Source organism: Ignavigranum ruoffiae (assembly GCF_900110675.1).
Taxonomy (GTDB): domain Bacteria; phylum Bacillota; class Bacilli; order Lactobacillales; family Aerococcaceae; genus Ignavigranum; species Ignavigranum ruoffiae.
In genome coordinates, this window is record NZ_FOEN01000007.1 from 65,716 (window position 1) to 78,631 (window position 12,916).

Annotated in this window: 12 protein-coding genes; 8 read left to right on the top strand and 4 right to left on the bottom strand. The window is 39.3% G+C overall.

Annotated features, from left to right (window positions below; all coding sequences use genetic code 11):
* Positions 1-80: 80 nt before the first annotated feature.
* The 3 genes from BMX34_RS06640 to BMX34_RS06650 are packed head-to-tail and all read right to left on the bottom strand — an operon-like array spanning position 81 to position 3,403.
* Entirely contained in the window at positions 81-1,271 is a 1,191-nt protein-coding gene (locus BMX34_RS06640; protein ID WP_092572032.1) for an ABC transporter permease, read from the bottom strand.
* On the bottom strand, positions 1,258-2,469 hold the full coding sequence (locus tag BMX34_RS06645; protein WP_159428877.1) for an ABC transporter permease: 1,212 nt from the start codon (positions 2,467-2,469) through the stop codon (positions 1,258-1,260). Before BMX34_RS06645 ends, BMX34_RS06640 begins: the two co-directional genes overlap by 14 nt.
* Positions 2,462-3,403 (bottom strand): ABC transporter ATP-binding protein, encoded by a 942-nt coding sequence (locus BMX34_RS06650; protein ID WP_200793423.1) that lies wholly within the window; start codon positions 3,401-3,403, stop codon positions 2,462-2,464. The genes BMX34_RS06645 and BMX34_RS06650 overlap by 8 nt, the downstream gene beginning before the upstream one ends.
* Positions 3,404-3,591: 188 nt before the next feature.
* Here BMX34_RS06650 and BMX34_RS06655 point away from each other — a divergent pair, with 188 nt between their 5' ends.
* Genes BMX34_RS06655 through BMX34_RS06670 form a run of 4 tightly spaced genes read left to right on the top strand, consistent with a single transcriptional unit; the run spans position 3,592 to position 8,288 of the window.
* Positions 3,592-4,245, top strand: a complete 654-nt coding sequence (locus tag BMX34_RS06655) for a response regulator transcription factor (RefSeq protein WP_092572036.1) — start codon at positions 3,592-3,594, stop codon at positions 4,243-4,245.
* Between the two features lie 3 nt (positions 4,246-4,248).
* Positions 4,249-5,124, top strand: a complete 876-nt coding sequence (locus tag BMX34_RS06660; RefSeq protein ID WP_092572038.1) for a sensor histidine kinase — start codon at positions 4,249-4,251, stop codon at positions 5,122-5,124.
* A 37-nt stretch (positions 5,125-5,161) separates the two neighbouring features.
* Entirely contained in the window at positions 5,162-5,842 is a 681-nt protein-coding gene (locus tag BMX34_RS06665) for an ABC transporter ATP-binding protein (RefSeq protein WP_092572040.1), read from the top strand.
* A complete protein-coding gene (locus tag BMX34_RS06670) occupies positions 5,835-8,288 on the top strand; it encodes an ABC transporter permease (protein WP_159428878.1) in 2,454 nt (817 codons plus the stop codon). Before BMX34_RS06665 ends, BMX34_RS06670 begins: the two co-directional genes overlap by 8 nt.
* Here the strand turns inward: BMX34_RS06670 and BMX34_RS06675 are convergent.
* On the bottom strand, positions 8,269-8,886 hold the full coding sequence (locus tag BMX34_RS06675; protein ID WP_092572044.1) for a TetR/AcrR family transcriptional regulator: 618 nt from the start codon (positions 8,884-8,886) through the stop codon (positions 8,269-8,271). The genes BMX34_RS06670 and BMX34_RS06675 overlap by 20 nt on opposite strands.
* A 128-nt stretch (positions 8,887-9,014) precedes the next feature.
* Here BMX34_RS06675 and BMX34_RS06680 point away from each other — a divergent pair, with 128 nt between their 5' ends.
* From BMX34_RS06680 to BMX34_RS06695, 4 genes are all read left to right on the top strand, one after another.
* A complete protein-coding gene (locus BMX34_RS06680) occupies positions 9,015-10,787 on the top strand; it encodes an oleate hydratase (protein WP_092572046.1) in 1,773 nt (590 codons plus the stop codon).
* Between the two features lie 170 nt (positions 10,788-10,957).
* Positions 10,958-11,422, top strand: a complete 465-nt coding sequence (locus tag BMX34_RS06685; RefSeq protein ID WP_092572048.1) for an NUDIX domain-containing protein — start codon at positions 10,958-10,960, stop codon at positions 11,420-11,422.
* A gap of 60 nt (positions 11,423-11,482) precedes the next feature.
* On the top strand, positions 11,483-11,989 hold the full coding sequence (locus BMX34_RS06690; RefSeq protein ID WP_092572049.1) for a helix-turn-helix domain-containing protein: 507 nt from the start codon (positions 11,483-11,485) through the stop codon (positions 11,987-11,989).
* 106 nt (positions 11,990-12,095) lie between these two features.
* Positions 12,096-12,872, top strand: a complete 777-nt coding sequence (locus BMX34_RS06695) for a MurR/RpiR family transcriptional regulator (RefSeq protein ID WP_092572051.1) — start codon at positions 12,096-12,098, stop codon at positions 12,870-12,872.
* The last annotated feature ends 44 nt before the right edge of the window (positions 12,873-12,916 follow it).

Below are 12,916 nucleotides of genomic sequence, written 5' to 3' on the forward strand. Positions count from 1 at the left end.
CCTGTTCATTTGTTCACAATTTAATTATAAAACTAAATGAAAGGGGATTCAAGCCGTCTAAGCTACCGCTTATCAATCATTTAATTTACTCTATTCATAAATCGATGACGCTGGATCATATAGCTGATAGCGAAATAAGCGAGGATAATCAGCACTTGGATGCCAAAATTGCGCCAGATTGCTTGACTATGAGCCCAGTCAAAGCTAGATAAGTTAGCAATCATTTCATTGGTTTGGACTTGCCAGATTGGTGTGGCTAAGGATGCTAGCTTCTTCATGGTTGGGTCAATAATTTGCAAAGGAACGAACACACCAGAGAAGAAGGACAAGAGTAGACTTAAGCCAATGGATAGGAAATCAATCACGCCCTTTTTTTGGGCTAAGGTAGAAAGTAAATAGGCCAATCCATGAATACCGAATATCGCCAGCAAGGCATTCAGCATGTAGAGTTGACCTTGGGTTTGGAACAAGGGCTCGAAGCCAAAAATAATCAGTCCCAGCATCATTAGCATTAGCCAATAAGTAAAGGCCCAAGTCAATGAGGCGAACCAGAGTTGACTGGTTCGAGAAAATTCAGTCATTTTACTGAGGTGGTCTCTTTTTTTAATTTCTGGATTTTGGGTTGAACGTTGGACTCCACCAATCACTTTGATAAAGGTCATCATCGTGACAAAACCAATCATCGAACAGTAGATTAAACCAAAATTTCTAACATTATTCTGCTGATTTTCTTGGCGAATCACATGTGGTTGAATATGGGGCTGTAAATCAGCCTGCATTTGATTTAAAGAGCGCTGAATGGTTTCATCGTCGGAATTCTGATTGAAATTGATTATTTCGGCTTCCAGACTTTTCAAATAAGTAAAGATGATATTATCAATATAAATTTCAGCTTCGCTGTCGGCAGTAGGCTGCTTTGCTAATGGTGGAATGGTCTTATCAGTCAGAATCGTCTCTGACCAATGTTCAGGAATCGTTAAGATGTAATAAGTATCAAAGTTGTAAAGGGCATCCGCCTTCACTTCGGCATCATCTTCTAGTTCGACGATTTCGGCCTTACTTGCTAAATAGTTAACTAAATGCCTAGAAATTGACCTTTGATCTTGATTGAAGATGGTAATTTTGAAATCAAAACTTTGAAATTCCTGATCGTTTTGAAAGGCTGAATTACCTTTTAAGGGTAAGGTGACGACCAGTAATAAAATAATGGTAATCAAATAATATATTTTATATTTTCGGGCCAGTCGGAAGAATAATTTAAAGAGTTTCATAACGCTTCCCTCCTGTTCCTAGGAAGATAATTAAACTTAAGCCGACGACATAGCTGGCTAGAATGAGCAAGTTCTGCTGATATTGTTGCTGGCTGGGATAATTATTTAAATAATAAATCCCTTTGCTGACTAAAGCAACGGGGTTGATCACGTTAACCCAGCTTAGGTTCTTCTGCAACCATGCTGTTAGTGGCGGGGCCATTAAACCAGCAAACGCACCCAGAATCAGACCAATCACACTCATAATCGCTGAGATCTGTTCAGGACTTACCGGAAGAATTAGGGCGAGAACCATACCTAGTAATAAACCGGTCAGGACCCCCAATGTCAGTAATAATAGAATTTCAAGGTGATAGGGACCTAAGGGTATCTTAGCGATGACAAAGATAGCATAAGCGAGATAGGTCAAGCAGAGTGAACTGACAGCCACTGGGATAAAAGATCGTAGAATCTGGAGCCGATGAGGCAGGGGAGCAATCTCTAATCGGCCAGCTTGGACGACACGATCAGCCCGATTGTTGATGATAATCTGACTGCCCGATGTCATAAAATAAATACAGATATAGCCCAGACAGGCATAGAAGAAGACCGTAAATCCTGAACTGCCTTTATTCCCCTGCGCTTGGATAATCGTTTGGGGTTGAATTCCAGAGGATAGATTCTTCTGCATCTCTAATAAAGAGAGTGGTTGATCAAGATGGGTCTTGATTTGGCGCTGGATGACCTGTTGAATACTTAGAACAGATTCTAAAGCTTGGTAGAGGACACTGGTTGATAAACTTTTGGTCGCTGCTGGTAATATTTCTAAGTCTGCCTTGATTTGCTCCTGATCTTGACGGAGAATTAATTTATGACTGAAGATTTGTTGTTCGAGGTAGCGGTCAGCCTCCGCTTCGCTCAAGGGCACATAGATGATTAGGTCCATAGCATCTTCTTTAGTTGGCTCTAGTGCTTGGACTTGGTCATCAACAATTTCACCTGGACGACCAATATTATCTAACACTTGACTAATTTGTTCCGGCTGATTTTCAAATATGGTGGCGACCGGTAGGGGGTCGAAAGTAGCTTCGTCTGACAAAAGATTCGAAAAAGCAAAGACATAGATCAGGGCAAAACCAATCGGAAATAAGATGCCGAACAAAGCCCCATCACGGTTACGGTAAAATTTCTTAAATTCATAATGGAGGTGTTCAAGCATGGTCACGCAACTCCTTCCCAGTAATCTCCAGGAAGACATCATTGAGGCTAGGTTTTTGGATGGTTAGGTTGAGAATATCGATTTGAGCTTGGTCAAAGTGATGGATTAGGGGAACAATTTGTTGACTGTTCTTCTCAAAGCGGATTTCGAGCCCTTTATCTAAAGGTTGAACCGATTGAACACCAGGAAACTGGGACAGTTCTTGGATAAAACCTTCAGGCAGGGCATAACTTTCAACTTGGACCACATCCCCACTGACTGAGAGCGCCTTAATTTGCTCGCTGGTGCCCGACACGAGTTCTTTGCCCCGATCCATAATGGTGATGCTATCACACAGGGCTTCCACTTCTTCCATATAGTGGGTAGTATAGATAATCGTCTTGCCCTGATTCCTTAAATCTTTAATCCCTTGCAGGATTTTATTGCGAGATTGAGGATCGACAGCTACCGTTGGTTCATCCAAAATAATCAATTCAGGCTGATGGGCGATTCCGCAAGCCAAATTCAGACGTCGTAAAAGCCCCCCAGATAGTTTCTGTGGTCGATACTTGACAAAATCTTCTAATTCAACAAATTCGATTGCTTGTTGGACCAAGTCTTTGCGTTGCTTGCTATTATCGATATATAAGCTACAGAAATAATCAATATTTTCATAGACGGTTAATTCATCATAGACGCCGACATTTTGCATCACTAAGCCAATCCTGCGTTTGACACCATAGTTATCTGGCGACATCGGCTGACCAAAAATTTTGATGGATCCTTTCTCAAATTTGAGTAAAGAGAGTAGGCAATTAATGGCGGTTGTCTTTCCCGAGCCATTTGGACCGAGTAAGCCATAGATTTCTCCTGCTTGGACTTGTAGATTAAAGTGATCTAAGGCCAGCGTTTGTTGATAACGTTTCACCACATTTTCCATTTCGACGATGTTCATTGGGCGCCCTCCTTTTTACTTTTCTTTCAGATTCATTATGGCATGAAACCGGTTAAAAAGTAATTGGCGGATGTCATCAGTTAGATGACAAATGTCATTAACAACGCTCAAGAAGCATCTATTTAGCTACAGCAACAATGGTATAATAAAGAAGTCATCAATATTTATTAAAGAAAGGGTGAGGGTCCTTGAATGCTAAGTTGTTACTCATCGAGGATGATCCGGTCATTGGACAAGCAGTTCAAAGCTATTTAATTAATCTAGGTTACCAGGTTGATATTAGCCAAGATTATCTGACGGCTAAACTAAAAATAATGGCGGGATATTCCTTAATTATTCTTGATTTAAATCTTCCTGATGGAGATGGATTAGATTTATTACCCATAGCTAGGAAACAAGGTAGTAAAGTGGTTATTACAACGGTTAAAAATAAACCGCGAGATATCGTGACTGCCTTAGACCAAGGGGCGGACGATTATCTAACGAAACCCTTTGATTTAGCAGTTTTACGAGCGAGAATCGATGTGTGTTTACGCCAATCTACCATAAAGTCAGGATCAATCATAAAATATAAATCCTGTTCATTAAATACTGACCAAGGACAAATTACTTATCGCCAGCGGCTCCTAGAATTGACCGCTTTGGAATATGAGATACTAGCTCACTTTATTCTTCATCCCCAGCAAATTTTCACTCGTCAACAATTATTGGCACGGTTTTGGGATCAACGACAAAAGTTTGTCAATGATAATACTTTAACCGCGACCATTAAACGAATTCGTGATAAAAGTGATAAAAGCATTATTACAACAGTTCGTGGGATTGGTTATAGAATGGAGTAAATTATGGTATTAATATTTTGGCCATTAAGCATTCTAGTGGTTTACTTATGGCTTCGTTGTCGTCAAAGTCGAAGAATCCGTGAAATCCTTGAATATATTGATCAAATGTATCATCAAAATTATAGGATGACCATGAAACAAGATGATTTTGCCCTTTTGGAAGATCAAATTTATAAATTATTTCTTGAATTAATCGAAGAGCGTGAACAAACTCAGGCCATGGCTGCCCTTCAAAGTCAGAATCTAGAAGATATTGCCCATCAAATTAAAACACCCATGACAGGCATTTCCTTAAATATCGAAAAACTGAGACAGGGACAGGCTTCTAGTGAAAAGTTAGCGGTATTAGAAAGTCAATTTACTCGGCTTCAAGTGTTGAGTGAACAATTATTGAAATTAGCCAGTCTACAAGTGCCAGATAAGTCGATGCAGGTCGAAATAATTTATAGTAATGAGTTGGTTGACTATGCTCTAGAAATATTAGAAGAAGACATGGATGTCCACAGTGTTCAGATTATTCGCCAAGGCGAGTCAGATCTGATTGAAGGAGATTTTTATTGGTTGGCCGAATCATTGATTAATGTATTGAAGAATGCTCTTCAACAGCAAACTACTCGAAAAATTATTATTTCTTTGCGTCAGAATCCCATTTACCATCAAATTGAAATAGAAGATGATGGTGGGGGAATTGACGAAGATTCACAAAGCAAGATTTTCCAGCGTTTTTATAAGCAACCCGATTCCAATGGTTTCGGACTTGGCTTAGCAATCGCCAAAGAAGTGATGCTAAAGCATCATGGGGACCTTGAAGTTATGAATACAGACCAGGGCGCCAAATTCTCGTTTAAATTCTATCATGTCACTTCTTTATCACATTGACCTTGTATGATGACAGTAGAAGGAGGTCATCAATACGATGGAGATTTTAAGAACAGAACATTTAACAAAAATTTACCAGCAGGGAAAGCAAGATCTCTATGCGGTAAATGATGTCAGTTTGAAAGTTGATAAAGGTGAATTCATAGCATTGGTTGGACCGAGTGGGTCGGGGAAATCAACTTTCTTGCATATGATCGGCGGAGTAGATAGTCCGACTTCGGGAAATATATATATTGAAGGGACCAATGTAGTTACTTATTCCGAGAAAGAATTAGCGTTGTTTCGCCGTCGTAAAGTGGGTCTGATTTATCAGTTCTATAATCTTATCCCTAATCTTAGAGTTAAGCACAATATTGAGTTACCATTGAAGCTAGATCATCGACCTGTTGATTTAAATTTCCGCGATGAACTCTTAAGGAAATTAGGCATTGAAAATAAATTAGACTACTTTCCTAATGAACTTTCTGGTGGCCAGCAGCAACGGGTGGCTATTGCCCGTAGTCTAATCTATCGTCCAGCGATTATTTTGGCAGATGAACCAACGGGAAATCTTGACCGAGGTAATTCTCAAGAAATCATTGAACTATTGAAATATTTTAATCGTTCATTAAAGCAAACCATTATTATCATTACTCATGATGAATCAATTGCTCTTCAAGCAGATCGTATTCTAACTTTCGTTGATGGACAGCTAGTAGGAGATGATTCTAATGGGTAAACGAAGACTGCCATTAATCTTGGCTATTTTCATCAGTTCGCTCTTTATAACATTTATTCTTTTCTTTTCCTACATTCAAATGAAAACAATTAAGGATGCTTTCACTTTAGAATCACCTTATCAGGCTGCATTGAATCAACCGCTTAGTCTTGAGGAAAGTAGAAAAATTGATCAAGTCAAACAAGTGGAACGCGTAGCTAATGAAGGCACGAGAAAAGTTAGTCAGATTGCTGATCAGCTTACAATTGTTCGTTCAGTAGATTTAAATTATCTAAAGATGTTAGGATCAGGATTGATTTTAAAGGGCCGCTTACCTCAAAAGCCAAATGAAATCATCTTGTCAGCAGATTTAGTCGACACTTTAGGGCTATCATTGGATAATCAGATAGAAGTGAACTATGGACAGCGCCAATTAGGATCGGAAGCGATTCCTATTGATGCGACATTGACCTCACAAGAAAGTTTTATTATTCAAGACTCAGAGTCATATCGCTTGGTTGGCATCATCGATAACCCATATAATCGAATGACTGGGCTTCATGGAGCCTATCGTTTGTTGAATCCTAAGGATCAAATTGAAAAGACATTTTTGAATTTTTCAAATTTTGTCGCGGCATATCAAGATAAAGATGAGCTCGAAAGAATCATCCAAGAGGAAACCCATAAACAATCTCCTGAAATTAACTTTGTTCAAAGTTGGGTAAGCTATTATCGTGCGGATCAAACTTTTTGGCAACGAAATCGAGTCATGATATTAAATGGTTTCTTCTTAGTTATTTTAATCTTGGTTTTGGTTTTCTTTATCAAAAATATTTTTACTGTTTGGGGCTTGGAGAAAGTTCGAGAGTTATCCATGTATAAATCAATTGGATCGACATCTTGGCAAATATATTTACAATTATTAAAGGACGGTAGTCTGATTGCGATAGTGCCCCTACTTCTGGGGCATGGTTCGGGCTTCGTGTTAACCAATTTGTTGAGTAATCTACTAGCAAAAATTAATGGTGTCCCTATAATTCGCATTCCCTATCATTTGGGTATAAGTCTGACTTTCCTACTAGTGATGCTAGTCATGATTAGTTTAGCAATCATTGCACCTGCACGAAGATTAAGTCAGATTTCTATCATTGAGGGATTGCGAGGGAATATTGAATTATCTCATTATCAAAGAAAAGCTCGGCCAAATTTCTGGCAAGAACTTCATGGAAATAACGCCAGGGTTATTCGAAGCCAGCGCTATATTTCAATGATTGGGATTTTTATAGTGGCCTTGCTTTGCTTTGTAGGGGGTATAGCTCGATTTTACCGAGTTCATTATAGTTATCAACCAGCCTATAATTTGGAAATTAATTTACGAACCCAACAAGCCGAAACACCTGAAATATTGAAGGATTTAAAAGAGAGCATTGAAGCAGAATCTTCCTTTATAAGTACTCAAAAGTATTTAATGATTGATCCTCAATTGAATTATTCTGAAGCTTTAGAGGAGAATTTACTAAATGAAGAGCTTTTTTCACGAGAAAATTCTGAATATCTAGAAGGATTCTTATTTGGGCTTGATGATCAAGCGTTTGCCAACCTTGGGGGCAAAAAAGGCGAAATTTTATTGTTGAACCAAACACAAAGCGATCCTAATCAAGCACTTGATGAAGCAGATTATATTCCATATTTCTCTTCATTAGAATCTATTGATTACAGTATTCTTGAAAGTCAGCTGACGCAATCTGACACGTTTAAATTGCCTATCGATCGTCTGATTGATGATGTAGGGATTTATCAGGAGCGTTTATTGCCTTATCAAATCTTTATGTATACAGATATGGATACTTTTCATACCTATATGGAATCTTGGCAAGACTACTCAGAAAAGAAACATTCGCAGAAATTCGCTCATAATTATTCCTTGAAATTAAAGGTGGATCCTTCAATCATTGATGATTTGAAGGAATATGTTGTTCAGCGATTGAAGGACACAGTAGCGCCCAATGAGCGTTTTGGAATCAACGATGTCCGCGATGCAGAAGCTGCACGTATCAAAGATCTGAAATCCTTAGCCATCCTAGCTCTTTTTACTGCTTTATTAGTGTTGATTTTTAATCTTACCAATGGATATGCTTCAATTCAATTGGCTTTACAGACGCAAAGTAAAGAGATTGGTGTCCTTCAATCTTTGGGAATTCACCGCAAGGATTTAGCTGCTGAATATCAAAAACATTATAGCTTGGAACAAATTAAATCATTTGTTCTCGTCTTTATTCTGTTAGCCATCGTTATCCTCGTCACTTCTTGGTTAAATCCTGATTTGAGCTTGCCAATTCTGCTGAATTATTTTCCATGGCCTCTTTTTATGAGTTTTGCCCTGTTAATTTATTTACTGAATATAGTCATCTTCCACTACAGCCTTAAGAGAATTCTAAATCAAGCTATTATTGATTTAATTCGCTAGAATCTTGGCTTTGTTGAGTATTCGGAATTGATTTCCAGAATTGAATCAACATCTTATAAATTTGTTCAGACAGTAGATCGATTTCAGTGGTTTGACCACTGCGAACCCAGTTAAAGACAACGCGGATAATGCCGCCGGCCAAGAACTCGGCCAGCCGCTCTTCTTCCATACAGAAGACAAAGCCATTTTTCTTTTCCAGTTGGAAGCGATTGGCGATGGTCTGATAAATTTGCTGGTAGAGGATATCAGCGATTAAGGTATAGTAGTCACTGGAAAGCAGACTCAAAGATAGATAATGGTAGTCCTGGAGGAAATTTAGGATATCTTCGATTACGGCCCGATAGAAATCCTCTGGTTGAAGAACGGAGTAGCTGGTACGATTTTTTTGGTTAAATTCGGCCAATAAATAATGGGTGAGCTGACCTAGGAAGTCAAATTTATCTTGGTAGTGGCGATAAAAGGTCGAACGACGAATTTGGGCCTGATTACACAGGTCTTGAATAGTTAATTTGTCAAAGGATTGGTGGCGAGTTAAATCTAGGAAGGCGTTTCGTAGGGCTTGTTCGGTTTTCTGGGCTCTTAAATCTTTTGAACTCATAGCTTCACCTCTTTTGTGGACAATTATACGCTATTTGTCGCTTATGCGACACTGAGGAGCTTTTATCTCTGTAAGGTAGAGATTAATCGCAGTAAAATGAATACATAGATTAATAAGGAGTGATATCTATGTATTACACAAATGGTAATTACGAAGCATTTGCTCGCCCAAGAAAACCTGTCGGAGTCGACCAAAAATCTGCCTATATCATCGGTTCAGGGCTAGCCTCCTTAGCGGCCGCTAGTTTCCTAGTCCGTGACGGTCAGATGGCTGGCGAACGCATTCATGTCTTAGAAGAACTGCCCCTGCCTGGTGGTAGCTTGGATGGAGCCTATGTACCCAATGAAGGCTTTGTTTTACGTGGGGGTCGTGAAATGGAAAACCATTTCGAATGTTTGTGGGATTTATTCCGTTCGATTCCTTCTTTAGAAATCGATGACGCCTCAGTCTTGGATGAATTCTATTGGTTAAATAAAGATGATCCTAATTTCTCAAGATGTCGGATTATTCGTAAGCAAGGTCAACGGATTGATTCGGATGGCAAAATGGTCTTATCAGATCAAGCTCAAGCAGAGATTATCAAACTTTGCTTAAGAAAAGAAGAAGACCTGGATGATGTCACGATTGAAGAAGTTTTTAGTGAAGAATTCTTTAAATCTAATTTCTGGATTTATTGGAAGACGATGTTTGCTTTTGAGCCTTGGCATTCAGCGATGGAAATGCGCCGATACTTAATGCGCTTCATCCATCATATTGCGGGTATTGCTGATTTTTCAGCCTTGAAATTTACCAAATATAATCAATATGAATCGTTGGTGCTACCATTAGTCGCTTATCTAGAAGAACATGGTGTTGAATTTGTTTATGATACCCGTGTAGATAACATTGTAGTCAATGCTTCTAATGATAAGAAAGTGGCTACACAGATTGAAATGACTCAAGAAGGTGAAAAGAAAACAATCGACCTTACCGAGAACGATCTGGTATTTGTTACAAACGGTAGTATTACCGAAAGCACGACTCGAGGTGATAATCAAACACCAGCACCCCCAACGGAAGCGATGGGCGGATCTTGGAAACTATGGCGCAATTTAGCTGCCCAAGATAAAAGCTTCGGCCGACCTGAGAAATTCTACCAAGATATTCCCAAGAAAGCCTGGTTTGTCTCAGCAACAACGACAACTTTAGATGATAAAATACCTCCATATATTGAGAAAATTTGTCAACGGGATCCGTTTTCTGGTAAGACAGTGACGGGAGGTATCGTAACCGTAACCGACTCCAAATGGCAATTGAGTTTCACTTTAAACCGGCAACCTCAATTCAAGGCACAAGCCGATGACCAATTAGTTGTTTGGATTTATGCCCTATATTCTGACGTTCCCGGTGATTATATCAAGAAACCAATTGTCGAATGTTCAGGGGCTGAAATTGCTCAAGAATGGCTCTACCATATGGGAGTACCACTCGATCAAATCGAAAGCTTAGCCAATGAATCATGTAATACGGTACCAACATATATGCCTTATATTACAGCATACTTTATGCCGCGCGCCAAAGGTGACCGTCCTTTAGTAGTACCCCATGGCTCCAAGAACCTAGCCTTTATTGGTAATTTCGCTGAGACAGAACGAGATACCGTCTTCACGACTGAATATTCTGTTCGTACTGCGATGGAAGCTGTTTATCAACTCCTTCATGTCGATCGTGGTGTGCCTGAAGTATTTGCTTCTACCTATGATTTAAGAATGTTACTGCAAGCAGTCAATTGTTTAGCCGATGGCCAAAAATTAAGCGAGCAGAAATTACCACTTTCTAAACAAATGCTTATGAAGAAAATCCTCACTAAAACAGAGGATACCTTTATCGAAGAACTCTTAGAAGACTATGATTTAATTTAGAGTTAATCGAATAAGGAAACATTCATAAGTAATCAAGTAGCTCCCCTCTCGCAACTTGATTAATATAGAGTCTCACTGGAGTCGTTGACTGAGTGAGGCTCTTTTTTGATTCTCATATTGGTGGATTTCATATTTTTCGCTATAATATAAAGAAGATAGGAGTGGAGTCGATGAAGCAAACAGATAAGATTCAAGCTCGAGAGCCCAAAGAAAAAGCTTGTGGGGCGGTATTATTTACTCGAAATCACGAAGAAATTAATTATTTATTAATTGAAGACCAACACGGGACTTTTGGTTTTCCCAAAGGACATGTAGAAGCGAACGAAAGTGAGGTTGAGACAGCACTTCGTGAAATCGAGGAAGAAGTCGATGTACGTCCGCGCCTGTTGGCTAATTTTCGTAAGGTTGAACGATATATTCTTCCTGAAAAGAACAATGCAGAGAAAGAAAATATCTATTTCTTAGGGGAGTTTGACCAAGAGGAGATTAAGATCCAAGAAGAGGAAGTGCGCCATGCACTGATTTTACCTTATCAAGCCTGTTTGAAGTACTTACAATTTGAAAGTAAGAAACAACTCTTGCAAGAAGCTAACGAATTTCTGCGCAAAAATATTAATCAATTAGACTATCTGTAGCAATAAGTAAGTGCGATCAGGTCGGCCAGTAAGATAAATAAGACTGAAAAGAGGAAGATGATGGATCAAATTGGAGAAATTATCAAGCATCGTCGTCTACAATTAGGAATGACCCAATATACGCTAGCAGATAAAATCTATGTAGTCCCTAAGACGATTCAGCGATGGGAACACAATAAATGTCAGCCGGACTGGTTGTCCCGGCGCTTGCTTACTCGATTGTTTCAATTAGAGGCGGGCAGTGTGCAGATGAATTCACCGGAACGGACAGATTCGAATTCCTCAGCCAGTGATTTCTTCAAGAAAGCTTTACGCATTATTTTAGCCGTGGGTGCTTTATTAGCTTTTGTCTGTCGCTTTCTTTATCTCTTTATCCATCGGCCTGGGCAAGGTTTACTTAAAATTTTTATCAAGACGGGGTGTGGCTTACTGATTGTGCTAGCTTTAAGATTTATGCCGGCAACCAGTTTCTATATCAATCTATTATTGTTGACGGCGATTTATCTGGCCCTCCGTCTATATTTCTATTATGGCCAGGAAGTCAATGGTTCTGAGAAGTCAATTTAGCCAGAATTTTTTCTGCCAAGGTGAAAAATTAAAGCAACATCAACAAGACAAATCAAGAAATGATGAATCAACTATGACGATTGTTTGAGTGAGGTGATCTAAGTTATTGAACCAGAAGATTAAATATAGCAAAATGCGTGCTCAGCTCAGTGAATCTGAGAAACGTCTCCTAGATTATTGCTTGCAGTACCCCCAACATATCGAGCGAATCACCATTAATCAGTTGGCCAAGGAGTTGTACATCTCACCCTCAACCATTTCCAGAACCGCCCAGAAATTAGGCTTTCACGGATTTAAAGAAATGAAATACGGTTTCTTGAAAGAAGAGTCAACGTTGACTGATCTAACAGCTCATAATGGGTCAATCAAGCCGGGGAACCAGGCATATTTCAGTGAGATTCAGACTAAGCTCCAGACAACCTGTCAACAGCTGGATAAATCATCACTTGAGCAAGCCGTATCTTTTATTCATGATGCTGAGAATATCGAAATTTTCGCGGTGGGCGGGAGCGAGTGTATTGGCAAGGAATTAAACCGCAAACTTCAACAATTGAATTACTCAGCCAATGCCCGCAGTGATTGGGATGATTTAACCCGTGTTTCCAAGCGCTTAGATGGTCAATCCATAGCGATATTTATCAGCCAAACTGGCGAAACGCCCTTATTACTTAACTGGGCTCAAAGCATCCACGACAATCGGGTCCGCCTAATCAGCATCACTGGGAATCAGCATTCTAGCTTACAAAGCTTATCCACCCTGCATTTTTATGGACCGACCGCACTTAGATATCAATTGGATGCCGATATTAGCTCGCGACTCAGCTTGCAATATCTTTGCGATCTCTTAGTCTGGAAATTAGTGGAAATATTTGAAAGTCATTGAAATTATTTCGAACTTATTTGTAAGTGCTTTCGAATTTCGCTTTC

Bases quoted from the DNA above. Each gene is read 5' to 3' on its own strand.
- BMX34_RS06640 (WP_092572032.1), bottom strand. From the start codon at position 1,271: ATGAAACTCTTTAAATTATTCTTCCGACTGGCCCGAAAATATAAAATA.
- BMX34_RS06645 (WP_159428877.1), bottom strand. From the start codon at position 2,469: ATGCTTGAACACCTCCATTATGAATTTAAGAAATTTTACCGTAACCGT.
- BMX34_RS06650 (WP_200793423.1), bottom strand. From the start codon at position 3,403: ATGAACATCGTCGAAATGGAAAATGTGGTGAAACGTTATCAACAAACG.
- BMX34_RS06660 (WP_092572038.1), top strand. From the start codon at position 4,249: ATGGTATTAATATTTTGGCCATTAAGCATTCTAGTGGTTTACTTATGG.
- BMX34_RS06665 (WP_092572040.1), top strand. From the start codon at position 5,162: ATGGAGATTTTAAGAACAGAACATTTAACAAAAATTTACCAGCAGGGA.
- BMX34_RS06670 (WP_159428878.1), top strand. From the start codon at position 5,835: ATGGGTAAACGAAGACTGCCATTAATCTTGGCTATTTTCATCAGTTCG.
- BMX34_RS06675 (WP_092572044.1), bottom strand. From the start codon at position 8,886: ATGAGTTCAAAAGATTTAAGAGCCCAGAAAACCGAACAAGCCCTACGA.
- BMX34_RS06680 (WP_092572046.1), top strand. From the start codon at position 9,015: ATGTATTACACAAATGGTAATTACGAAGCATTTGCTCGCCCAAGAAAA.
- BMX34_RS06685 (WP_092572048.1), top strand. From the start codon at position 10,958: ATGAAGCAAACAGATAAGATTCAAGCTCGAGAGCCCAAAGAAAAAGCT.
- BMX34_RS06690 (WP_092572049.1), top strand. From the start codon at position 11,483: ATGGATCAAATTGGAGAAATTATCAAGCATCGTCGTCTACAATTAGGA.